This window comes from Paenibacillus sp. SAF-068 (genome assembly GCF_051967555.1).
In the GTDB taxonomy this organism is placed as follows: domain Bacteria; phylum Bacillota; class Bacilli; order Paenibacillales; family Paenibacillaceae; genus Paenibacillus.
The window spans coordinates 2907636-2930050 of the sequence record NZ_JBQCJX010000001.1 but is presented as its reverse complement, the minus strand read 5'-3'; the positions used below and the strand labels follow the sequence as shown (position 1 = coordinate 2930050).

General features: G+C 45.8%; 20 protein-coding genes. 18 read left to right on the top strand and 2 right to left on the bottom strand.

What is annotated here, in order from left to right; all coding sequences use genetic code 11:
- The first annotated feature begins 14 nt into the window (after positions 1–14).
- A complete protein-coding gene (locus tag ACTHPG_RS12620; RefSeq protein ID WP_440389693.1) occupies positions 15–608 on the top strand; it encodes a TetR/AcrR family transcriptional regulator in 594 nt (197 codons plus the stop codon).
- Between the two features lie 146 nt (positions 609–754).
- Positions 755–1777, top strand: coding sequence for a serine hydrolase domain-containing protein (locus tag ACTHPG_RS12615; RefSeq protein WP_440389691.1), 1023 nt, complete (start codon positions 755–757; stop codon positions 1775–1777).
- Positions 1778–1871: 94 nt separating this feature from the next.
- Here ACTHPG_RS12615 and ACTHPG_RS12610 read toward each other — a convergent pair whose 3' ends face one another.
- Positions 1872–2858: a serine hydrolase domain-containing protein gene (locus tag ACTHPG_RS12610; RefSeq protein WP_440389689.1), complete on the bottom strand. Its 987-nt coding sequence runs from the start codon at positions 2856–2858 to the stop codon at positions 1872–1874.
- Between the two features lie 191 nt (positions 2859–3049).
- On the opposite strand from ACTHPG_RS12610, the gene ACTHPG_RS12605 reads away from it, so the two are divergent.
- The 6 genes from ACTHPG_RS12605 to ACTHPG_RS12580 all read left to right on the top strand — a co-directional run bounded on the left by ACTHPG_RS12605 (position 3050) and on the right by ACTHPG_RS12580 (position 10744).
- Positions 3050–4117 (top strand): ankyrin repeat domain-containing protein, encoded by a 1068-nt coding sequence (locus ACTHPG_RS12605; RefSeq protein WP_440389687.1) that lies wholly within the window; start codon positions 3050–3052, stop codon positions 4115–4117.
- A 279-nt stretch (positions 4118–4396) separates the two neighbouring features.
- Positions 4397–5749 (top strand): glucoamylase family protein, encoded by a 1353-nt coding sequence (locus tag ACTHPG_RS12600; RefSeq protein ID WP_440389685.1) that lies wholly within the window; start codon positions 4397–4399, stop codon positions 5747–5749.
- Positions 5750–6136: 387 nt separating this feature from the next.
- Complete coding sequence (locus ACTHPG_RS12595; RefSeq protein ID WP_440389683.1) at positions 6137–7087, top strand: ABC transporter permease; 951 nt, start codon at positions 6137–6139, stop codon at positions 7085–7087.
- A 25-nt stretch (positions 7088–7112) separates the two neighbouring features.
- Positions 7113–8024, top strand: a complete 912-nt coding sequence (locus ACTHPG_RS12590; RefSeq protein WP_440389681.1) for a carbohydrate ABC transporter permease — start codon at positions 7113–7115, stop codon at positions 8022–8024.
- Between the two features lie 38 nt (positions 8025–8062).
- Complete coding sequence (locus ACTHPG_RS12585) at positions 8063–9673, top strand: extracellular solute-binding protein (protein ID WP_440389679.1); 1611 nt, start codon at positions 8063–8065, stop codon at positions 9671–9673.
- Between the two features lie 51 nt (positions 9674–9724).
- Positions 9725–10744, top strand: a complete 1020-nt coding sequence (locus tag ACTHPG_RS12580; protein ID WP_440389678.1) for a glycosidase — start codon at positions 9725–9727, stop codon at positions 10742–10744.
- A 71-nt stretch (positions 10745–10815) separates the two neighbouring features.
- Here ACTHPG_RS12580 and ACTHPG_RS12575 read toward each other — a convergent pair whose 3' ends face one another.
- Positions 10816–13140, bottom strand: coding sequence for a helix-turn-helix domain-containing protein (locus ACTHPG_RS12575; RefSeq protein ID WP_440389676.1), 2325 nt, complete (start codon positions 13138–13140; stop codon positions 10816–10818).
- Positions 13141–13403: 263 nt separating this feature from the next.
- Here ACTHPG_RS12575 and ACTHPG_RS12570 point away from each other — a divergent pair, with 263 nt between their 5' ends.
- The 10 genes from ACTHPG_RS12570 (at position 13404) to ACTHPG_RS12525 (ending at position 22408) form a co-directional block, all read left to right on the top strand.
- Complete coding sequence (locus ACTHPG_RS12570) at positions 13404–14453, top strand: amidohydrolase/deacetylase family metallohydrolase (protein WP_440390238.1); 1050 nt, start codon at positions 13404–13406, stop codon at positions 14451–14453.
- On the top strand, positions 14431–15540 hold the full coding sequence (locus ACTHPG_RS12565) for a DgaE family pyridoxal phosphate-dependent ammonia lyase (RefSeq protein WP_440389674.1): 1110 nt from the start codon (positions 14431–14433) through the stop codon (positions 15538–15540). The genes ACTHPG_RS12570 and ACTHPG_RS12565 overlap by 23 nt, the downstream gene beginning before the upstream one ends.
- Complete coding sequence (gene dagF, locus ACTHPG_RS12560; RefSeq protein ID WP_440389673.1) at positions 15537–16292, top strand: 2-dehydro-3-deoxy-phosphogluconate aldolase; 756 nt, start codon at positions 15537–15539, stop codon at positions 16290–16292. Before ACTHPG_RS12565 ends, dagF begins: the two co-directional genes overlap by 4 nt.
- A complete protein-coding gene (locus ACTHPG_RS12555; RefSeq protein ID WP_440389671.1) occupies positions 16285–17298 on the top strand; it encodes a sugar kinase in 1014 nt (337 codons plus the stop codon). Before dagF ends, ACTHPG_RS12555 begins: the two co-directional genes overlap by 8 nt.
- 10 nt (positions 17299–17308) lie before the next feature.
- Entirely contained in the window at positions 17309–18031 is a 723-nt protein-coding gene (locus tag ACTHPG_RS12550; protein ID WP_440389669.1) for a GntR family transcriptional regulator, read from the top strand.
- Between the two features lie 32 nt (positions 18032–18063).
- Positions 18064–18192: a hypothetical protein gene (locus ACTHPG_RS12545; protein WP_440389667.1), complete on the top strand. Its 129-nt coding sequence runs from the start codon at positions 18064–18066 to the stop codon at positions 18190–18192.
- Between the two features lie 138 nt (positions 18193–18330).
- Entirely contained in the window at positions 18331–18927 is a 597-nt protein-coding gene (locus tag ACTHPG_RS12540) for a cupin domain-containing protein (RefSeq protein WP_440389665.1), read from the top strand.
- A gap of 207 nt (positions 18928–19134) precedes the next feature.
- A complete protein-coding gene (locus ACTHPG_RS12535) occupies positions 19135–19815 on the top strand; it encodes a hypothetical protein (protein WP_440389663.1) in 681 nt (226 codons plus the stop codon).
- Positions 19816–20367: 552 nt separating this feature from the next.
- Positions 20368–21957, top strand: coding sequence for a methyl-accepting chemotaxis protein (locus ACTHPG_RS12530; RefSeq protein WP_440389661.1), 1590 nt, complete (start codon positions 20368–20370; stop codon positions 21955–21957).
- 25 nt (positions 21958–21982) lie between these two features.
- The gene (locus ACTHPG_RS12525) at positions 21983–22408 is read left to right on the top strand and encodes a chemotaxis protein CheW (protein ID WP_440389659.1); all 426 of its coding nucleotides are present in this window, start codon (positions 21983–21985) and stop codon (positions 22406–22408) included.
- Positions 22409–22415: the final 7 nt, after the last annotated feature.

The window sequence follows — 22415 nt, the reverse complement described above, 5'->3', positions numbered from 1 at the left end:
TGTATAATGATGTCATGCCAAAAATTGTAGATCATGAAGCTCAAAGGAAAATCGTTGCTGATGCAGCAATCCGGGTCATACAAGATCACGGACTCGAGCATGCTACCGTTCGGAATATAGCAAAGGAAGCGGGACTGTCGGTAGGTTCCATGCGTCATTATTTTGCCACACAGGCCGAATTGTTCGCCTTTTGCATGAATCTTTTTGCAGAACGGGTACAAAAAAGGGTTGAGGCGTTACAGATGAGTGGATCTGTACTGCAGGATATGAAGAATCTGCTCTTGCAATTTCTCCCGTTGGACGAAGACAGAATGATGGAAATGGAGGTCTGGTTTACGTTTACAGCCAAATTATTGGTGTACCCTGAATTAAAAAAGTTAAGTGATCAGATGCATCAGGGGATGTATCGGTCTGCTCAGTGGGTAATACAGGAGTTGCAGAAGCAGGGCATGACACAACCTGATCTGAACGCCGAGATGGAGACGGAGAAGTTATATGCTCTTGTGGATGGACTCGCCATTCATATGTTAATGCAGCCAGATAGACTTACAGTAAACCGAGGGGAGCAAGTGATTGAACAGCACTTGAGCATGCTATGTCCAACTTAGTCTTACCTAGTATGAAGAAGGGTTATTTCCTTTTATAAGGGAGTAACCCTTCTTTTTATGAAAATTTGGCAGGTATGCAGGATGATATAACGAAGAATTAAGAATGAGAATGTAATGAATACATAGACAAGTAGGTGAAGAAAAAAATGTTGAATGTATTAGAGCTGACAACAAAAGTAGAAGAAGTCATGGAGAGCGTGAATTTTTCGGGTGTTGTGTTACTCCAGCAAGGCGGGAAAACCCTTCTGAATATGAAACGTGGTTATGCAAATCGCAGTGAAGAGCTTGCCAATCAGGTGGATACACGCTTCGGCATTGCATCAGGATGTAAAATCTTCACGGCAGTGAGTATATGCCAACTCATTGAAGCGGGGAAGTTATCTGCTGATTCTAAGCTCACGGATGTGTTGGATGTGAAATTTCCGCTGTGGGACGAAGGAATTACCATTCATCAGTTGTTAACACACACGTCAGGTATTCCGGATTATTTTGATGAAGAGGTGATGGATGACTTCTCAGAATTATGGAAAGACAGACCGGTTTACGTGATGCGGCGTTTAAGTGACTTTCTGCCCATGTTTCAGCATCTGCCAATGAAGTCTGCTCCGGGTGGACGTTTTCACTACAACAATGCGGGGTTCATTGTGTTGGGGCTTATCGTGGAACAGGTTTCAGGACTGGCGTTTACAGATTATGTGGAAGAGCACATTTTCAAACCGTGTGGCATGAAGGACTCGGGTTATTTCTTAACAGATCAGCTACCGCGGAATACAGCTTTAGGATATATTGATCACGAAGATGGCTCATGGAACACCAATATGTTCGCTCTTCCTGTCAAAGGTGGATCAGATGGTGGGGCATATGTTACCGCACCGGACATGATTCGGTTCTGGGAGGCATTGCTGGGTCACCAATTGTTAAATGCAGAGACAACACGTCAGTTATTAACTCCATATGCTCATCAAGAGGATGAAGAGTACTATGGGCAGGGGATCTGGATTGACCGCATTGGGGAGGACATTTTCAAATTTCACATTATGGGATTCGATCCAGGGGTGTCGTTCATGTCTTCGGTGTATCCGGACTATGATCTACAACTGGTCGTGGTCTCTAATCAAGAGTCTGGTCCTTATCCAATCACGGTTGCCATCGAAGAGGCATTCGTATGACGAAGAAACCCTCAGCCTATGGGCTGGTTAAGCCTTCATAGGTTGGGGGTTCGTGGATCTAACCATGGTTCGAACAAGATAAAAGTACGGTTGTTTACATGTATAACATTTTCCATAGTTCAGGAGCGATTAAACGAGGGAAAACATCCAGCGGAGGTTTCTCTTTCTTTCGTTTGTCATTGGTTAACACGGTAACGAGTTCAAGCTCTGGCACAATATATACATACTGACCGCCAAACCCTCGCGCGTAATAGTATTGGAGATTGGATTGAGTGTCTTCAGTAGCAATATCTTCGGCGGCAGATCTTTCATCCGGATAGACATCCACCCACCAATGCCAAGCATAACTGCCGTAATTCGGTGGAGGAACTGTAATGTAAGGCTGCGTAGAACGGGTGACGAGATGACTTGAAATGAGAGATTTACCCTCCCACATCCCTTGCTGTAAAAAGAGTTGGCCGAACTTCAGCAGATCTGCGGGCAACATCTTCAGACCAAATCCGCCAGTATGGACACCTTGAGGGTCACTCTCCCATTCGTAATGCTTAATTCCGAGTGGATTAAAAAGATAACGCTCTGCGAACTCGGCTACATTCATACCTGCATTTTGCATCAGGATGGCGGATAGAATCTGTGACACTCCGGAGTTGTACTCCATATATGTACCCGGTACATGGCTTAAGCGTTGTTCCAACGCAAAATTCACCCAATGATCAGTGCGGGTCATGCGAGGGAATGAATTCTGCCCACCGAACTCGTCCCAGTTAAATCCGGCTGTCATGGTCAGCAGTTGTTCCAGTGTAATTGCTGGTTTACGCGGGTCAGGATCGGTTGTCAACTGTGGGAAAAAGGTGGAGATTGGGGTTGATGCCTCTGGCAACAAGCCTTTATCCATCGCAATACAGATGAGGGCGGACAGCACACTCTTGGTACATGAATTGATTTTTGCAATATCGTTCGCAGCCTCTTGGTTGCGGTAGTGTTCATACATGATCTCACCGCGTACGCTGACGAGGCAGCTTCGCAAATCTAGCGGTGGAATGATCTGTTGTAACTTGGATGACAGTAATGAAGGATTCATAGTGTCCTTTCTGTACGGTTGATTTGGTATAAGATTTGGTGGAAATAGGTGTCCATTATCTTAGCATACTAGCTAAGCGAAGCTCAACAAACGATTACGTATTCCAGGTGTGAAAGGTATACTAGTAGCTAGGAATATAAAAATAAGATGATCGTAGTGTAGCAGAAATAAAACATTAGGAGGGTACACCTTTGTTCAAAATCGGAAATCAAGGAACGTTTGAAACGCTTCCTGATCATGCCAGGGCAATATATGAGGGAGATACCGGTGCTGTAGAACAATTCATTAAGCAGGGCATGGATCTCGAAGAAGAAATTACGCTTAGTAAATACATAGCACTGACCCCACTGGACATTGCTTTAATCTGCAATCAACCGGAAGTGGTTAAGTTGTTGGTAGAGCATGGAGTTAATTTGAATGTCAAAAATAATTCGGCGATCCTGAAGGCAGTCAGATATTGTGGAGCAGAAATGGTGCGATACCTGTACCAGCAAGGTGCCAAGTTAAACGGACTTAATCGGGTCAAATCCAGTGCATATGATGAAGCCTACTATGGTAACAAAAAGAATATAACCGTGCTGAATGAACTCGGGTTGGATATTCGAAAATATGGAGGCAAAACGTTACGCAAAGCGGTTGCTGATCACGATATGAAGACAGTCCAGTACTTGCTGGAGCAGGGAGTAGATATCAATTACAATGAACCGGACATGGTATATCCGTACAAAGCCACACCGCTCACGGTAGCTGCACGACTTGATAACATGAAGATGGTTCGATATCTGGTGGACCACGGAGCAGATGTGACTATCCAGGAGAAGGATGGTGAGCGGGCGTACACGATTGCAGTGAGTCAGAAAAATGAAGAAATGGCGGAATATCTAAAGGGGCACGAACCTCAAGAGTTTCATGATATGAGCAACAAATTATATGCATTGAAGTCTTATAAACTTCCACAGCAACTCATTGATTTTCTAACTAGCGGTACCCGAAGAATAGGCTTGCCAGAAAATGAATCAGATATCCGATATATAGAATTCTTTCATCTGATTGATACGGTAGAGATGAAAATGGGCAGACAAAAGCTACTGCGTATATCCTCGAACATCGATCAATACTCACATATTCTGATTGTCTGGAATCCAAGCAAAAAAATGATTGGATATGCAGATATTGAACATCAAGAACATGGACTAATAGCTACATTTGAAGAGTTCATGTTAAATCCAGCTACAGCTATAGAGGATATCCTGAATTAGATGGGGTATACACGAGAATTCCATGAACCTCTTTCCTATTATCAGTGGGAGAGGTTTTTTTACTATGATAGAAATACTAATATAGGAAAAATATTTAATTCAGAACTTAAAACTCTGCCTTCATCTTACCTCGACAATGAAACGTTTCGAATTTATATTTATAACTAATCCGTATTATATTCATTGTTTGTAAGCGTTATATTTTATGGTTACTGAAATGGGAATTTTATGATAACATATACACGAAACGTTTCGAATCCATTTGAAGGGAGAAAATTTATGAAAAAAGCAAAAAAGTTCAACTTTATTTTAACTATTTGTCTGTTAGCTAGCCTGGCTTTAACTCCTATGGCTTCAGCAGGTGACTCAAGCAAATTAATTGGATTTCGAGCAGAATTGAAAGCGATTGCATATAAGACCTATTCGTATTTTGAGGACTATACGGATCAGAACACCGGCTTGACTTACGATGAAGTACGGCTCACTGAAAATGGGACAGAAGAAGCTAAACGTACCTCGCCCACGAACATCGCCATGTATATGATGAGTACCGTTTCCGCGCAACAATTGGGCACTATTTCGAAGAAAGAAGCGGTACATCGTCTGCAAACGACTATAAATTCCCTCGAAAAGTTAGAAAAGTGGAACGGCCTATTTTATAACTGGTATAACACAGATGACGGTTCAGTGAAAAAAGATTGGGGACAATTTATTTCCCAAGTTGATAATGGCTGGTTATCCGCTGGTTTAATTGTTGTTGGGCAAGCCTATGAAGAACTCCATGGGGAAACAAGCAAGTTGGTTGAAAATATGAATTATACTCCGTTATATGATCCTGAAGTCGGCCAATTCCGCGGAGGCTACGATGTGGCTAAAGGCGCACTGACGGATCACCATTATGGAATGTTTTACACGGAACCACGTGTAGGCAGCTATATTGCCATTGGGAAAGGTGATGTTCCCCAAGATCATTGGTGGAAGATGTATCGCACATTACCTCAAGAATGGGATTGGCAAGCACAGATTCCTCAAGGCAAATCCGTTAAGTACGATGGAGTGGATGTGTTTGAAGGAAGTTATGTATATAAGGATAAAAAGTTCGTGCCAAGCTGGGGAGGCAGTATGTTTGAAGCTCTTATGCCCGGTATGGTTATAAAGGAAAAAGAGCTGGGTACTCAAGCTTTGGGATTGAACAACAAGCGTCATGTCGAATTGCAAATTGAATATGCCAAAGAAAAAGAGTATGCCGCATGGGGATTTTCACCATCCGCAACTCCGACAGGTTACAGTGAGTTTGCAGCAACGCCGTTAGGTACCTCAGGTTATAAAGATGGAGCAACGGTAACCGCACACGCAACATTCCTTGCCCTGGACTATGCTCCTGAAGCTGTTCGAAAGAACATCAAAGCTTTAAAGAACTTCAAAATGGTTGGCAAATACGGATTCTATGACTCAGTCAATGTGGAAACGGGAGAGATTGCGAAGGCTTATCTGGCACTGGATCAAGGAATGATTATGGTGTCGATCGCTAACTATCTTCAGGATGGCGTTATACGCGATTATTTTCACAGCGATGAGATTGGGCAGAAGCCAGAAGAATTGTTGAAAAAAGAAGTGTTTTCCATTCATTAAAGGAGAGGGAAACTTGCCATACTGATTGTTCAAATGGAACGAAGCAGCGTGTTTTCTGCTTCGTTCCATTTGCGTATGTCGAAACCGAATTTTAGGTACACTCGTTCATCACAATATGTATCTTATGCAGTGTGAAGAGAGGTTCGTATTTCACATATTTGCGGCCTTGCTCCATCTGCAACCATCCACATCAGAGCAGAACGGAAAGTACTGCAGTAGCGCGGTTTTATACACCCTATACATGACAATGCAGAACCTACATATTTACTGTGTCATCTTTATTTCTCTATACTTCAACTTGTAAGCGTTACCAAAAAGAGAGTTAACAGGATGCATAGCAGCAACATATTCCTATCCAATGAAAAAGATATAGAAAGGAGTGGGAGAATGAAGGAAAGTCACATTGTAGTACCCGTAAATCCTTCATTGAAGAGGAATTCCCTTGGCAAAAGAATTTGGAAAAATTGGGAGCTATATCTGTTCATGCTTCCCGTGCTGTTGTATTTCCTTGTTTTTCATTATGGACCGATGTACGGCATTCAGATTGCTTTCAAGAATTTCGTGCCTTCCAAAGGAATTACAGGCAGTGAATGGGTTGGTTTTGAGCATTTTGAACGCTTTTTCAATTCTTATTTTTTCTGGGATCTGCTCTGGAACACATTCAGTATCAGTTTCTATGAACTTGCCATCGGATTTCCGCTGCCTATCATTTTGGCGCTGGCCTTCAATGAAGTCCGCAACGGCCCGTTCAAAAAATCGGTCCAGACGGTCACCTATGCACCCCATTTCATTTCTGTAGTTGTCATGGCAGGTATGATCATTACCTTTTTATCACCCTCAAGCGGAATGATTGTCCGGTTCATCGAATTCATTGGTCTTGAACCAGCACAATTTTTGACGGATCCCGCATGGTTCAAGACCGTGTATGTATTCTCAGGCGTCTGGCAGAGCACCGGGTGGGGAACCATTATTTATCTCGCGGCTCTGTCAGGTGTAGATCCCCAGCTCCATGAAGCGGCCATTATGGATGGAGCAAGCCGAATTAAACGGGTACTGCATATCAACCTGCCAACGATATTACCCACGATTACAATCATGCTGATCCTGAATATGGGTAATATACTGGGCCTTGGCTTCGAGAAAATTCTGCTACTGCAGAATTCACTTAATATGGAAGCTTCCGATGTAATATCCACCTATGTATACCGCGCCGGTTTGGTGAACGCCCAGTATAGCTTCTCAACGGCTGTGGGATTATTTAATTCGGTAGTTAACGTTATATTGCTTGTTACAGTCAACCAGATCGCCAAACGCACCAGTGAGAACAGCCTCTGGTAGATCTGGAAGAAAGGAGTTGAAGTCTTTGGTTACTGCGATGAAAGAATCCAGGGGGGACAAGCTTTTTCTGATCAGCACTTATATTTATTTAGGTCTGTCACTGCTGGTTGTTCTCTATCCACTCATCTATATTCTTAGCGCTTCAATCAGTTCGCCGCAGGATGTTAATTCGGGAGCGATGTGGTTGTTTCCGAAGAATGTAACACTGGACGGTTACAAGCTTGTGTTTGAGAACCCGAAGATATGGAGTGGTTACTTGAACACAATTATATACACAGTGGTGGGGACTTTGCTTAATCTCGCTGTCACTTTGCCGGCCTCGTATGCGCTCAGCAGATCTGATTTTGTCGGGCGCCAGTTGTTCATGGGCCTCATTCTATTCACGATGTTCTTCAGCGGAGGAATTGTACCGACGTATCTGCTGGTCAAGAACCTTGGACTCATGAACAGCATGTGGGCATTGATTCTGCCGGTAGCTGCTTCGGTCTGGAATATCGTCGTGGCCCGTACCTTTTTTCAGACGACCATCCCGAAAGAACTTCAGGAAGCAGCACACATCGACGGCTGTACGAATCTCAAGCTGTTCATTCGCATTGTTCTTCCGCTGTCGGCACCGATTGTAGCCGTTATGGCCCTATTCTATGGTGTAAGTCACTGGAACAGTTACTTCCCGTCCCTGATCTATTTAAATGATGAAGCGAAGTATCCGCTGCAGATGGTTCTGCGTCAGATCCTTGTTCTTCAGGAAATGACGGCGGAAACGACTGGCTCATCCATCAACGGCGAGGTGGCGACAGCCATGAATAATAAGGCAGAAACGGCATCCCTGATTAAATATGGAGTTATTGTTGTCTCCACATTGCCCATCGTGGCCATTTATCCGTTCCTGCAGCGTTACTTTGTCCAAGGGGTCATGATAGGTTCTGTTAAAGGCTAAACAGCTAAAATGTATGAAATCAAGGGAGGAATTATAAAATGCCAACCACACGCAAGCCATGGAAGCTGCTGCTATCTTCGGCTTTAGTTATTACATTACTGGCAGGCTGCAGCAGTTCAAACGAAGGTGAAGCGAATAACAATCTCGGAAAAGTCGCTGTGAACAATGAAGGTTTCCCGATTGTTAATGAACCCGTTACGCTGTCGCTTATGGCACCAGATGTAGGAATTCAGAACTGGGAGAACATGGCGGTGCTTCAGCAGATGCAGGAGAAGACAGGTATTACGCTGGAATACAAGAACGCACCTAAGGATAGCTTCGAAACGAAGAAAAATCTGGTGCTCGCCAGTGGAGATTACCCGGATATCCTCTATGCTGCGGGTTTGACAACTGCAGAGCAGATGAATTACGGAGAGCAGGGGATCCTCATTCCACTGGAGGATCTGATTGAAGAGTATGCTCCGAATTTCAAGGCGCTGTTGGAGGAGAATCCGGATGTCCGCAAATCGATAACTGCACCGGACGGGCATATCTATTCCTTGCCAGTAGTAGAACTTAGCCAGCACTGGTACCGCAATCCGATGTGGTATAACGGGGACTTCCTAAAGGCGCTGAATATCGATAAACTTCCGGAAACGACAGAGGAGTTGTATACCTATCTGAAGCGTGTGAAAGAGGAAGATCCAAACGGGAATGGCATAGCCGATGAAATTCCAATCTCTTCCGTGACAACACCCGCTGCGAACCTCCGCGATATCCGTACCTGGCTGCTGGGTGCCTTCGGCATTTATGAAGAAGAAATTTACGTGGACGATGCGGACAAGGTGCATTATACACCGCTTGAAGAAGGCTACAAGGAATATCTGACCTATATGAACCGCCTGTGGTCTGAAGATCTGCTGGATCATGAAAGCTTCTCACAAACAGCGGAGCAAAAAAAGGCCAAAGCACAGAACAATCAAATCGCCCTTTTTTCGGACTGGCATGCCTACATGAGCAAAGGTGGAGAGCCTTCGACAGAAGATCCGATGTTTGCACCTGTCCACAGTGAATCAGTTGCTGCCCCAGCCATTGCCAAGAACAGGGGGATTACAAGCGGTGCCTTTGCGATCACGGAGAGTAATCCTGCACCGGAAGCTTCTATACGCTGGGTGGATTATCTATATTCCTATGAAGGTGCCATGTTCTTCAATAAAGGTCCAGAGGGCATTCTCTGGGAGTACACCGACATAGAGAACCGGGTCAAAAAGTATTTACCGGTACCAGACGGCAAGGAAATGGAAGATTATCGGGCAACGCTGACACCTAACTACGGCATACCCGCTCCAACCCTGTCCATGGATGATATTAATAAAGGGTTAAAGACAGACTTTGACCTCTGGGTAGAGCAGGAGACCAAGCAGAAGCTTCTCGATAAAGGCGCACGGATTCCGTTCCCAACGCTATTCCTTACCGTAGAAGAGCAGACCGAAATCAGTAGCCTGAATTCTGATTTGAAGACGTATGTGAATCAGATGGAGGCGAAATTCATCACCGGAGCCGAGCCGCTTACAGGCTGGGATAATTATGTGACGACTGTCAAAAAAATGGGCGGAGAGCGTATGGTTGAAATCAACCAGGCTGCCTATGATCGCTGGAAATCCAACTAATCAGGTCCATGCGCAGAAAGTTGCAGAACACTAAATGCAGGAGGATTAGATATGCAAATCACGAGACATCCGAATAATCCCATTGTTGTGCCGGGGGACTACGAATGGCGCAAGGTTACGGTTTTCAACCCTGCGGTGATCATTGATAACGGCAAATTTTATATGATTGAGCGCACCGCTGGTTCCTTAACTCCATGCAAAAATTACTTGGGTCTGCTAGAGAGTGATGACGGGGTGAACTTTATCCACGTGAAGGATGAGCCCATTGTGACGCCAGACATGCTTGGATTCCCTTATGGTAGTGTACAGGACCCCCGAATTGTCAAAATTGATGGGACCTTCTATCTGAACTATGCCCTTCGCCCTTGTGCCATGAGTTATTATCCTACCGGGGCAGGGGTTCCCCTTCGCTCAATTCCGGAATATCCGGACGGGTGGGGGGACGAGGAGGGACATTGGCTAACCCGGTCCTCCATTTTGAAATCAGATAATCTGCTGGATTGGGAGTATGTGGCGGACACGACACCTCTTGATATCAATGACCGGGACAACATTCTGTTCCCCGAGAAAATAGGCGGAAAATTCGTACTGTTGCGTCGTCCCGAGGAATATGTGGGCGAAGCCTACGGTACGGATAAGGCGGCCATGTGGATTACCTACTCCGAGGATCTGGTGAACTGGGAAGAGCCCAAGCTGCTTGCTGCCGCCCAGAACCTCTCCTGGGAATCAAGGAAGATTGGAGGCTCAACGCCCCCGATCCGTACGGACAAGGGCTGGCTGGTGCTCTATCATGGCGTCGATGAGGACATTGTCTACCGTGTGGGGGCCATGCTGCTGGATTTGGATCAACCGGAGAAAATCATTGCCCGGACGCCTTATTTTATTATGGAGCCGGAGATGTATTATGAGAAATTTGGGTTCCAGATCCCAAATGTCATCTTCCCGACCGGAAATGTGGTCAAAGATGGGCTACTTTATATCTATTACGGAGTAACAGACACGGCGATTGCGCTTGCGACAGTTCCACTGGATGAGCTGGTAGAGCATATCCTCCAGGAAGGGCAACAGTAAAATAAACCATAAAGTGAAACGGTATATCAAATATAAGAATGTAATACAGAGGGTTCGGAAGCTCCACCAATTTAAACAGGTCTTTTAATAGTAGCTCCTCTCAAGGCATGTTCCTTGCGATACTGCCCTGGTGTCAGACCGATTTCTTTTTTAAACTTGCGGATGAAATTCGGAGCATCCATATAACCGACCTGTTCGATAATTTCTTTGAGCGGTGCGCTAGTGTTCTCCAGCAGCCGCATGACTTCATCTACACGTCGCTGCCAGATATATTGTGAAAAATTGCGGCCGGTCTTCTCTTTGAAGCTCCGGCTTAAGTATGAAGTTGAAATGGCAAACTTAAGTGCCACATGCTCTAGGCTGAGTGTGTAATCTGCAAACTGTTGATCCACGTAAACCAGAATGTCATCCATTAATGTAGATTCGCTTGTCTTTGTATTCAGATCCACCTGCGCGCAGATGTCAGCGGCCAGACAGACCAAGCGACTCTCCAGCTCTTCAAGTGTTTCAAAGGCAGTCAGTTCCGGCATATTGGCGAACACTTCGTTCATCCCAAGCTCGGAGGCGGTGCGTAGAAAAGCGTTCAACAGATCGAAACAGATGCAACGCAATAAATGAACCTGTAAGGGCTCGTTTTTGATCGTATGAATAGTTTCGGTAATCAGTTGAGCGGTTACTGATTCGTTGCCCTGCTTTAGACTCTGCTCCAGTTTCAGCATGGATTTGCGTGGTAACCAGAAACTCTCTGAAGCAGAAGGGTTCAATTCGGCAAGCTGCTCAAAATAAGTTACCTGACCACTGCGCCGGATAATCCGGTGCTCCAGAGCTGTAGCTGCTTCAATGAAGGATTGGTTAAGACGGGCCAAGTCCCTGTATGCCGTGCCAACACCGATACTCAGAGATAGCTGCGAGTGCTCGCGGATTACCACTTGAATAGCTTCAATCACCTGTTCCAATTGGTTTTGAATCGGCTTGTCCACATCACCGGGAAGTGAAATAATCAGAGCAAACTGGTCTTTGACCGAGAATTCTACACCGAAGATCTGAGCACTGGTACCAGTAAGACATACATTGCTGAGGATATCCTGCAACAGAAGGCGTTCCTGCCAGGACTTGTCGCCAGGCAAATCCCAAGACAATATAGCCAAGAAATAGAGGCCTTGTCCTTGAGGGTGCCGGAATCCGGCGCTCAGAATCATTTGCTCAATCTCCGGATCATCCGGCTTGCCGTGCTTGAGTAACAGCAGCATGCACTGATTACGGACGAAGGGCTCCTGAAAATCAATTTTCGCACTGTAATTGTGTAGGGTCTGTCGTATCCATTCCCATTCATTGCGCAGCTTGGAAGCATCATCGCCGCTGCCTCTCATCTTGTCCATTAAATCCCTGATTGGATGGTACTGGCGTTTGGCTAACAGCAGCGCAGCAGCTATGCCGGTAATGACGGTAATACAGAATACGATCAGGATCAGGGTCTGGACATGAGCGACACGGCTGAAGAACTGGAAGCTTGGCATCGTAGTCACATAGGTCCAGCCATTTTCTTCCGATTGAACAGAAACAACGGAGTATTGTTCTCCGTCCATTTTCAAATTATGAATACCGGGCTCAAGTGTAGCCAAGTTCTCAATTTCGTCTTGGGGAAGGCTGATGCCATGGCTGTTCGCGGTCAACACCTCTCCGGAGGGACTGAATATGTAGCTGCTCCCTGAAAAATCACTCAAAATCGAATCCATGACCCCGGTAAGGTTGGATTCTTTCATTAAATAGACAACGGTCCCATATGGAAACGGATCATTCGGTTTAATGGGCACAAGCATGACGAGCATCGGTTCCATTCGGGAATTAACCTTCACATTCTCAGCGGCACGGACCAGGGGATGCCTGGTTTCATTCAAGTCCTGTTGCAATTCTTCCAGATTCCAATGCTCGAACTGATAGAGGCTACCAAAGGTGACATCAAGATTAGCCAAACCGCGGTGCGAATAGATGTGGGAATCGTTATGGAAGTAGAGAAGCAGATCCTCTGCAATGCTGCTGCTAGCTTTGTAATTCGCCAACGCCTGAATCGCCTCCAAGCTGTAATAAGGGTGATTTACCATATAAGGGGTCAGGTGTTTGTCATAGGCGATTCTCCCCGCTATTTCCTGAAGTTCATTCATCCGGTTATCTATCGTGCTCTTCACCTGGTTAAGCTGATTGACATTTGATTGTTCGATTTCTACACGCAAACCTTTGACAGCGTTTTCATAAACAAAAATAGTTACACCTGTCAGAGGGATAAGAAATATGAGAATGTAAGAAAAGGCATATTTCAGCAGAAGCCTTGATTTGAAATGATTCCAGCTGAGCCTGAATCTGTTGAGCAAGGATGGCTTGAGTGCCGAATTTGCCATGAAGTATTCCCTCCAGTGTTAAAATATTCGGATTAAAATCACTATTCTCTTCTGGATTACACTTGTGCTAGTATAAACATTATAACATTATAATCTTTAGAATGAAGTAGCTCATCAGGCTTATTTTTAACGAATTGGAAGTACGATTTACATGTCATGAATCATTTTTGGAATTTGCCTGTATACCGGGGTTGAAAAAGGAGATGGGATGAGTGGGCACAGAGAATGTGCTGCGCAATTTGCAGCTTGTTGACGGGCGAATCATGGATATCGCCATTCAGGACGGGATCATCACCGCCATGTCACCGCCAGGACAGGCTGAAGGAGAAAATGAGTTGGATTGTTCAGGGTTATATGCGTCCAGTGGGTGGATTGATCTGCATGTGCATGCCGTTCAGGAGCTTGATCCCTATGGGGATGATATCGACGAAATTGGTGTGAAGCAGGGGGTAACAACACTTGTAGATGCCGGAAGCTGCGGTGCAGACCGAATTGGCGCTTTCTACACCGCAAGATTACAGGCTGCTACACAAGTATTTGCTCTGTTGAATATTTCAAGGATCGGACTCGAACGGACGGATGAACTGTCACAGCTGGAATGGATTGACCGGGCCAAGGTCCTGGAGGCAGTAGCGGCTTATCCTGATTTCATTGTTGGCCTGAAAGCGCGCATCAGCGAAAGTGTCGTCAAAGACAGCGGGATACAACCGCTCAAGTTGGCACGCACACTCTCGGAGGAAACGAAACTTCCGCTTATGGTTCACATTGGTTCTGCTCCGCCCGCGATCTCGGATGTGCTGGAGCTACTACAGTCGGGCGATGTAATCACCCATTATCTTAACGGTAAGTCGAACAATCTGTTTCATCCGGATGGCACACCGCTGCAAGAATTACTGAATGCGGCTGCTCGGGGAGTTCATCTGGATGTGGGTCATGGCACAGCGAGCTTTTCCTTCCGGATTGCAGAACAGGCCAAGGCTGCAGGCATTGCGCTGAATACAATCAGTACGGACATTTACCGAGGCAACCGTATGAATGGTCCGGTATACAGTATGTCGAATGTGCTGACGAAATTTCTGTACCTCGGCTACAGTCTTGAAGAGGTCATCCGCGCGGTTACAAGAAGTCCAGCGGAGTGGCTCGGTAAGCCAGAGCTCGGGAAGATCAGGGTGGGACAGCCAGCAAACCTGACTTTGTTTTCCCTGGAAGCAGGAGAAAAGCAACTTGAGGACTCGGAAGGAGATGTCCGGGTCACGCGACACTATATTGAGGTTAAAGGAGTCTTTGCTAATGGGTCACTCATTACAGGCTAAATATGGATTGAAGCGTGTTATTAATGCCAGTGGGAGAATGAGCATCCTTGGTGTTTCCGCACCAACGGATTCAGTCATGGATGCGATGAAACAAGGCGGACAGCGGTACGTAGAAATTGCAGATCTTGTGGACAAATCCGGAGAATATATTACACAGTTACTTGGTTCGGAAAGCGCGGTTGTGGTGAACTCAGCATCCAGTGGTATTGCGCTGTCGGTGGCAGCCATTGTGACTGCCGGAGATCCGCGTCTCAGCCTTCGTCTGCATCAGGAGCCGGTATTAAAAAATGAAATTATTATGCTAAAGGGCCATAATGTGCAATATGGAGCACCCGTCGAAACCATGATATTTCTTGGCGGCGGCCGGGTAGTGGAAGTCGGATATGCCAATGAAGGCCGCAAGGAACATATTGATCAGGCAATCGGTGAACGCACGGCAGCCATTCTTTATGTTAAATCCCATCATGCTGTGCAGAAAAACATGATTTCTGTGGAAGAGGCCTGGGAGGTTGCACAGCGTAGAGGTGTGCCGCTGATTGTTGATGCGGCAGCGGAAGAGGATCTGCATAAGTATATCCAGTTCTCCGATCTGGCCATTTACAGCGGGTCGAAAGCTATTGAAGGCCCTACTTCCGGCATTGTCGCCGGTAAAAAGAAATACGTCGAGTGGCTAAAGGTACAGCTACACGGGATTGGCCGCAGCATGAAGGTTGGCAAAGAGACCATCTTTGGGTTACTTCAAGCTCTGGAGGAATACCAGGACAAAGCGGACAATAGTGAACGAGAGAAGCAGACGCTGGAGGCTCTTCAGCCACTTGGTGGACTTCCTGGTGTTTCAGTCCGCATCGTGCAGGATGAAGCCGGCAGATCGATTTTTCGAGGGCGTGTCCAGATTGATTCCTCTCTTGCTGGGGTGGATGCGAAGAAAGTGAATGACCAGCTTCGTGAAGGTGTAATTGCGGTATATACCCGAGATTATGGCGTCAAGCAGGGATATTTTGATATTGATCCAAGGTCGCTGCAAGGGGATGATTTGCAGGTCATTATCAGCAGAATACATGAAATCGTGGGAGGTAAACCGAAATGAGTCATATTCAGCAGTGTCTGTATAAGAATAGGGCCGCAATGAATGTACTGGCTGGAAGTATCGTGAACGCTAGAGATGTGTACGAGGCTGCGGAAGGATATGCGCTTGTGGGTGTGCTCTCCAAAAACTATGCTACGTCGGAGGAAGCTGTAGTTGCCATGACTGAATATGGTCAGGCTATTCAAGATGCCGTATCCATCGGACTTGGTGCTGGAGACAGCCGTCAGGCTGCAGTTGTGGCCGAGATTGCCGCGAGTTATCCGGGCAGTCATATCAATCAGGTATTCCCGGCAGTGGGGGCAACCCGTGCCAATCTGGGACCTAAAGATAGTTGGATTAACTGCCTGGTCTCTCCATGCGGACAGCCAGGCTATGTAAATATATCGACTGGCCCCATCAGTTCAGTAACCAATCCGCAGGCTATTGTTCCGGTTCATGCGGCTATTGCACTGGTTCGTGACATGGGAGGGAACGCGCTTAAATATTATCCGATGCAAGGGTTGAAGCTCGAAGAGGAGTACCGTGCGGTCGCCAAGGCTTGTGGGGAAGCGGGTTTTGCTCTGGAGCCTACAGGTGGAATTGATCTGGACAACTTTGGACCCATTCTAGAGATTGCACTTCAGGCAGGAGTTCCTCAAGTTATACCCCATGTGTATTCTTCAATTATTGAGTCACAGACCGGGAATACGAACGTACAGGATGTCCGCAGACTGCTCGAAACAATGAAATCGCTGGTGGACCGATATGCCTAGGGTTGTTGCATTTGGCGAAGTGATGATGCGGCTGCAGGTTCCGGGGTACGAAACGCTGGTCCAGGGCAGCAGGCTGGAGTATTCTTTTTCCGGCAGCGGGGTGAATGTAACGGCAGCACTAGCCAGATACGGGCATAACGGTGCTCTTATTACGACTTTGCCGGAAACCCCGGTGGGCGAAGCGGCTATCGCTTATCTGCGCAAGCTTGGGGTGGATACCTCTCTTATTAGACACGGCGGTAGACACCTTGGGATGTACTTTCTGGAAAATGGCTTTGGAGCCCGCTCAGGCAGAGTCACTTACACAGATCGACTGGGCAGCAGTTTTAATACCGCGGACGCAGACAATTATGATATGAAAGATCTTGCCTCCCGGATCGACGTTCTTCATTTATGTGGCATTACGCTGGCTATGAATGATAGCGTGCGCAAGCAGATGAAACGGCTTGCTGAGGAAGTGAAGAGTGCTGGCGGCAAGGTAGTATTTGATTGTAATTACCGTCCTTCGTTATGGGGAACGGACGGCTATGTCAAGGCCCGCCCGCATTATGAGGTAATGCTGGGGTTGGCAGATCTGGTCTTAATGAATGAGAAGGATGCGAAGGGTATTCTTGGCATCGGTACCGAAGAATATGATAGAATAACCCAGATGAAGCACGCGATCCCTGAAGTTGCAAAGCGCTTCGGAATCGGAACGGTAGCAGGAACCCACCGTGAGATTAACGCGGACCATACGCATTCCTTGACAGGATATATTTATCATCAGGGTACTTTTGTATTTTCCCGCAAGCTAACATTTCCGGTCTACGATAGAATCGGTGCCGGCGATGTGTTTGCCAGTGCCATCATCCATGGGGAATTGCAGCAATACCCACTGGAACATACGGTTAATATGGCAGTGGCAGCAGCGATGCTGGCCCATACCACCCAAGGCGATACAGCGCTTTTTACCGAGAATGAGGTGCTCCGGGCGCTGTCGGACCATACCTCAGATGTTGAAAGGTAGTGAAAAGTGAGTGTCTCTCAAGCGCAAGCAAGGTCCTTTATATCAGCAAATCCAAAAAATTCTCAAAGATCGGATACTACATGGCGTATATCCTCTCGGAAGCACGATCCCCTCTGAACCGCAGCTGGAGAAAGAATTCGGCGTCAGCAAAATGACAGTCCGCGGTGCGGTCCAAGAGCTGTCCCAGGAAGGTTACGTGCAGAAAAAAAGCGGTGTCGGTACAATTGTGATGCGGAACACCTCCCATCAGAAGCTCTCAAAGGGTAAAAGGTTTACGGAACTACTTGTAGAAGAGGGCCATAAGCTGGAAAAGAAAGTTCTGAATTCCCGGTTACTCACCAATGATACCGGTACGGAGGAGTATGGTCTCTACGGGTCATATTGCCAGCGGATCGAAAGGCTCTACATTCTTAACGGACAACCCTATATTCATCTGATACACTTCTTGGCAGCAGCTGCTTTGACCGGCGAAGGGAAGGAAGGAATCAATGGAGACATTCAATCGCTGTATGACTCTCTGGAGGAGAACGACATTTTGCTGGAAAACTTCAAAGACCGTTTTTTTGTAGAACCGGCAACTCCTGAAGTATGCCAACTGCTGAAGATTCCACCGGGGAAGCATGTACTCAAGCGCCTTCGTAACTCCTTCGATGGAGAAGGCAGATTAATTGAACACAGTATCGGCTGTTATAACACGGAACTTCATCATTATCTGGTTAGTTATGACACTTGAGGTTGAACTCATTATTCAATTAGAAGGTGAAAATGGAGTGCAAGAAATTGTATTCATACAAAAGGGGTCCTGCAATGCTTACGGATGATGAGATGAAGCAGATTGATCGCATATCACCTCAAGGCATTGCAGCCGGAGGCAGATTCCCTGGTCAAGCCTAGTTCAGTAGTACATGATTCATAGAAACCTACAGTTCAGGATGAAGAACTCTATATAACATGTGTCAACAGTATTAACTTTCTATTCTCCGGCATACAGTACAACGATGAGATGTATGCTCAAGGAGGAGAAATGATCGCATGATAAATCCGATTTTGCAATCCCCGAATGTTCCGCTAGCTGCCGATTCCAATGCGGTTGTCAATTATCAGCGGGATTCACGCAACTATGTAACCCAGTTGTTTGGAGAACAGCTGCCGACCATTGCCAATGGTTTCTTCAACGTGTACTTAAGCAAAGGAATTATTGTGCAGCCGCACTGGCACACCAATGTTACGGAGATGATTATAGTCATCACTGGTGAAGTTACAGCGTCAGTCTTCAATCCGTTTACGCGTGAACGATTGACATATCGTCTGAAACCAGGCCAGGTTGTGGTTTTTCCGAAGGGCTGGTTTCACTGGTTTGTCGCCGAGACAGATGATGTATATGTATTAACGATCTTTGATCAACCTACGCCTGATATTGTGTTTGGAGCGGATTTCTTGGCAGCTACACCGCCGGAGGTGGCTCATCGCGCGTACTGTTTGGATGAAGAGGCGTATGCCAGAGCCGTTGCGTCTATTAAAAATGATGCCATTCTGGGCCCGCCAATAGGATGTGATACGCAGGTTTCTGATGAATCGACCTCACCTTCCAAGACGTCCGTGTCACCATCCAATAAGCTGAAATCTTAATTCAAGATTTCTCAGTCATTATCAATGTGTAGAGCCTGTAACTGGAGCATAACAGTTGCAGGTTTTTTGATGTGTCAATGTAATTGTCGAATGGAGTCCAGGGAAGGGGCGGCATTATATTAAAAAATAATTCAAAAGGCTTGAGCCAGTGTGTCTCGTTCTCTGGTAGTATAATATGAACATCCAATGAAAACGGAGGACTCATTAATGAACATATCAGAAATGGAAACGATTGAAACTGCAATGAGTTATGCACCTATCTTGATGTTTGACAGAAACGAACCCTTTTATCCGGATTTTGTTGGCATCTCTTTGTTGCATCAATCCGGACCTTCACCATCGTTCAGAAGGGACATCGAGTTTCCAAGCGAGGTAGTGCAATATGTAATCGAATATGCGATATGGTGGGATTATGAGATTGGACATTTGTATGAAATGGAGCATGTATGGGTCTATGTGGGTCATGACGGAGAGGTTGTAGACTGTGAAGCCAGCTTTCATGGGAAGGTACTGCGCGGACTGTTGAAGGAACGGGTTAATGTGGTTGGACATCATGTTCTACTGTACTCGCAGCCTGGCAAACATGCTTTCTCACCACTTCCGGTTGTATTTGAATTATTGCCTAACCTGTATAGTGCAGCAGGTTCCAAAGCTGGATGTGATGGGCTACTTGTGAATGAGCTGTTTCAAGGTTATTTCGAAACGAATGAACAGATCGATGCTCAGGTAGAACGATATCTCCAGACCAAAGCGTTCGTACCTGCCATGGAGTTTGAAGAATATGTATTAAAACCGGAGATGTTCATGACGTGGGATAACCTGTTTCGTATTATTCCGCATAGGATTAAGGACCGATTAATGGAACTTGAGCAGTTATACAGGACATAGTTAATTCGTTTTAAATGGGTTTTATGTTAATTTAAAGTGTGTTTATTCGCTTCAAAACCAAACTTGGTTGATTCGGGTTTGGTTTTTATTTATGGGAAAATGGACTCAGTATGAGTGGGTTTTTATTAGACTTTAGTCTCGGTATAAGGAGAGTGAATAACATAATACATCATTTTTTAGCACGGGAACGGATGGGTGTTAGACATAAGAACTATATAGCTTTTTACATAAATATAAGTAGATTATGCGACATGAAAGTTTGTTTGGAGGTGCCTGTATGTGTCAACAAAAAATGTTGATTATACATATATATGAAAGGATGTGGGGGATTTAATAGGTAAAAAGTATAAAGTATACTAAAAAGAAGATTCTTTATATCTGAAATAAAAATTCATAATCGTGCAAATTTATAGAAATAAAAATCTCCTATTCAGTTTTAATATATTTATGTCGAAATAGATCGTAAGTTGTCTGGAGCGCGACCTAGAGAAGGGTTTACCAACCAAGCGTTATATACATAACTGGACACTACGATGCCTAGGAGGAGATTACATGAAGTGGTTTGGAAACTTGAAAACAGCAACAAAGATTATCTCAGCATTTTTAATTGTGTCGATAATCCTCGCGTCCCTTGGCGTCTACTCGGTAGTAACATTGAGAAGTACGAATGAACGAATGCAAGAGATGTATAACAACAATCTGATCTCGGTTAGAGAACTGTCCTCAGCTCAGGTTGATTATCAGAGATTGCGAGTTAACGTGAGAGATTTGAATTTCGAAACTGTAGCAGCAGAACAGACCAGAGTTACGGAAAATATGGCTACAATTCGTCAATCCATGGAGGAGCGAATTGCTACGTATCGTCCTCTTGCTACTACCCCGGAAGAAACGGAATTGCTTCGTAAGTTAGATACCCAGTATGACAGTTATATGAAACTATTTGATCAAGGCGTCACTATGGCGTTATCAAATGATGATGCAGCTTTCATTACATTCCTCAAAGCAACATTAAAACCTCCGGGTGATGAGGTGGTCAAAACACTCTCGGATTTGGTGAACCTTAATGTAACCCTGGCAGAACAGGCTAACACAAAGTCTGAAGAAGCCTATACAACTTCCTTTGCAGTCACCATTGTTATGGTAGTTGCTTCCGTACTTTTCAGTATCCTCATTGGATATATCATCTCTCGCTCCATTTCGAGGCCACTCATGGCCATGTTGGGTCTAGCTACGGAAGTTGCCAACGGAAATCTGACCCTTAAGTCAGACATCTCTAGCAAAGACGAAGTGGGTCAACTGGCTGCGGCATTGAATCGAATGGTCGACAACCTGAAAGGGTTAATCAACAATATCGTGATGAACTCTCAAAGTGTTGCCGCTTCTTCAGAACAGATCTCAGCCAGCACGCAGGAAATTGCTAGTACCAGCACAAGCCAATCCAGTGAGGCAGGAAATATCTCTGAATTATTCAAAGAGCTTTCACTTGCCATTAACTCCGTTGCTGCAAGTGCGGAAGAAGCGGCTGAACTGTCCAACGATACGGTGAAGACTGCCCGTGAAGGTGGACTTGTTGTACAGACTTCATTGGAAGGTATGCAAGCTGTTAATACGAAAATGACCAAGCTTGAAGATGATTCTCGTAAAATCGGTGACATCATTGAAGTGATTGATGACATCGCTGAGCAGACCAATCTGCTCGCGCTGAATGCTGCCATTGAAGCGGCGCGTGCGGGGGAGCAAGGGCGAGGATTCGCCGTAGTCGCAGATGAAGTCCGGAAACTTGCAGAACGAAGCGGTGAGGCGACCAAAGAAATTACAGCCATCATCAAAGCGATGCAGGAAAACACGAGACAGAGTGTACAGGCAGTAGCAGCCAGTGTTGAGCAGTCTTCCATGACTGGACAGGCGTTTGATCAGATCATTGATATGGTCAATAACTCTTCGCACAAAGTAAACGAAATTGCAGCTGCATGTGAGGAAGAGGCGGCTCAAGCGGCGGAGGTCATGAGCTCTGTTGAATCCATCTCAGCCTCAAGTGAGGAATCCGCGGCTGCGTCAGAAGAGACTGCGGCAACCTGCCAGTCTTTGGCACATCTGGCGGAAGAGCTGGCGAATTCTGCAGCTGCCTTCAAAACCCAATAAACCACATTGAATTGAGGGTGAATCGATGTCTTCACTTCAGAAGGAACAATATATTGAGCTGTCTGTAGGTGCAGAGACTTGCGCCATTCGAATCGAAGAGATTCACGAAATTATTAAAATGCTCAGCATTACAGATATCCCTTTCAGCCGATCAGAGATTAAAGGGGTAGTTAATTTGCGTGGCAAGGTTGTATGTGTGATGAGCTTGCGCAACCTGCTGGGTATGCCGGATGAACCGGATACCAGAGCAACTCGTATTATCGTAGTTCGGTATCAGGATGAATATATTGGCTTGATCGTGGATCGGGTAAACAAGGTAACCACGTATTCGGAAATACATCCACCAACCGGAGGTTACGGTCGTAACCGTGAAGGGCTCTTCCATGGTGTAGGGCAACAGGAAGACAAGCTTGTGGGCATTTTGAAACTGGACGAAATATTGGGCGGTTAGGGAGGAA